This window comes from Bartonella sp. TS25HLJMH (assembly GCF_042193505.1).
Classification (GTDB): domain Bacteria; phylum Pseudomonadota; class Alphaproteobacteria; order Rhizobiales; family Rhizobiaceae; genus Bartonella; species Bartonella grahamii.
Genome location: NZ_JBHILV010000077.1, coordinates 1 through 1,092 on the forward strand (window position 1 = coordinate 1; position 1,092 = coordinate 1,092).

1 protein-coding gene and 1 pseudogene are annotated in these 1,092 nt (G+C 45.9%); both read right to left on the minus strand.

Annotated elements, in window-relative coordinates; genetic code table 11:
• Positions 1-317: pseudogene (locus tag ACFINF_RS09300) on the minus strand (S49 family peptidase); the annotation flags it as partial.
• Positions 307-1,092, minus strand: a 786-nt coding sequence (locus tag ACFINF_RS09305; protein WP_375620601.1) for a phage portal protein, incomplete at its 5' end; no start/stop codon positions are given. The gene ACFINF_RS09305 and the pseudogene ACFINF_RS09300, both read right to left, overlap by 11 nt.

Genomic DNA, 1,092 nt, shown 5'->3' on the forward strand with positions numbered 1-1,092 from the left:
TGTGCAATGGCTTCACGAAAAGAAGCCCTTAAACCTTCATAAGAGGTTAGCCCCGATAAAGCCCCAAGCCATGCACCACGGCGCACAAGCGTGCCATGAACTGGTAGGATAGCAACATTGTTTTGTACTACATAAGTTTCAGGTGGTCTTAAAGCTTCCGTATCCCCTTGCGCAAAAGCCTTAGGGGGAAACTTTTCTCCCTCAAAAAGACGCGGCGCAAGAGCATTCAAAATGATATCAAGCTTTGTCGAGGCAAGCATATGTGGAACCCCAAAAAGCCGTGATGCCAAAAACGGCATGTCGAGATTATTCACCATTTGTATGTGCCTCACTGCCTTGGTTACTTTCATAAGTTTCAGAAGGTTCTGAATCTGCGGTATCAATTACTTGATTGTTACCAGAGGGCGCTGCCATATCCGTGTCAAAAGATAAGCCGCGCGCACGAGCGTCTGTGTGCTCTTCTTGCAGTTCGGCATGAATGCTGTCGATATCAAAGCCGCGCTCGGCAAGTGCCATGCGTCGTGTTTTCAAGCCTGCACGGATTTCTTCTTTTTCCGCTGAGATATCCTTGTTTGGATCAATCATTTCAAGCGGGGGCGCAAAGCTTTCACATTGAAGCCATGGCAAGGAATTTTCTTCCCACCCTGGCAAATTGACGCATTTGACAAGCACTGCCATTTCAACAAAACGCTCCCAAACAATGCGGTTAAACTGAAAGGCAATGATATGTTCACGCCATTGTTTGACGTGCCGTCTAAACTGAATGATGGAGGTACGCACATTTGAAAAATTCCCCCGCGTAACGTCTCCAGTCACAACGGCATAAGGCATATTAAGTGCTGCACAAATTTTCAAGATATTGCGAAATTGAAAAGCCTCATAAGAGCCACCAACCTCAACAGGATTTGAGAATGTAACCTCTTTATTCTCTCCTAAATAAAGAGATGCACCGGGCGCAATGACAGGTGCTTTGTATTCTTCTTCAACGTTGTTTTTATCACGATTATCGGATAATTTTTCGACGTTTGGGGAACTGTCCTTGACAAACGCCGCGAAAAGAGCCGCCGTCCTTTTTCTATCGAGTTCTGCGTC